Origin of the sequence: Pseudocitrobacter vendiensis (genome assembly GCF_943590815.1) — a bacterium.
In the GTDB taxonomy this organism is placed as follows: Bacteria; Pseudomonadota; Gammaproteobacteria; order Enterobacterales; family Enterobacteriaceae; genus Pseudocitrobacter; species Pseudocitrobacter vendiensis.
Genome location: NZ_CALSBS010000086.1, coordinates 1 through 736 on the forward strand (window position 1 = coordinate 1; position 736 = coordinate 736).

General features: G+C 53.3%; 1 protein-coding gene. It reads right to left on the reverse strand.

Annotated features, from left to right (window positions below; all coding sequences use genetic code 11):
- Nucleotides 1-673, reverse strand: a 673-nt coding sequence (locus NMC31_RS26065; protein ID WP_029780794.1) for an IS6-like element IS26 family transposase, incomplete at its 3' end; no start/stop codon positions are given.
- Nucleotides 674-736: the final 63 nt, after the last annotated feature.

The following is a 736-nucleotide window of genomic DNA, read 5'->3' on the forward strand; positions in this document are numbered from 1 at the left end:
TTTCGCCCAGGGGATCACCATAATAAAATGCTGAGGCCTGGCCTTTGCGTAGTGCACGCATCACCTCAATACCTTTGATGGTGGCGTAAGCCGTCTTCATGGATTTAAATCCCAGCGTGGCGCCGATTATCCGTTTCAGTTTGCCATGATCGCATTCAATCACGTTGTTCCGGTACTTAATCTGTCGGTGTTCAACGTCAGACGGGCACCGGCCTTCGCGTTTGAGCAGAGCAAGCGCGCGACCATAGGCGGGCGCTTTATCCGTGTTGATGAATCGCGGGATCTGCCACTTCTTCACGTTGTTGAGGATTTTACCCAGAAACCGGTATGCAGCTTTGCTGTTACGACGGGAGGAGAGATAAAAATCGACAGTGCGGCCCCGGCTGTCGACGGCCCGGTACAGATACGCCCAGCGGCCATTGACCTTCACGTAGGTTTCATCCATGTGCCACGGGCAAAGATCGGAAGGGTTACGCCAGTACCAGCGCAGCCGTTTTTCCATTTCAGGCGCATAACGCTGAACCCAGCGGTAAATCGTGGAGTGATCGACATTCACTCCGCGTTCAGCCAGCATCTCCTGCAGCTCACGGTAACTGATGCCGTATTTGCAGTACCAGCGTACGGCCCACAGAATGATGTCACGCTGAAAATGCCGGCCTTTGAATGGGTTCATGTGCAGCTCCATCAGCAAAAGGGGATGATAAGTTTATCACCACCGACTATTTGCAACAGTGCC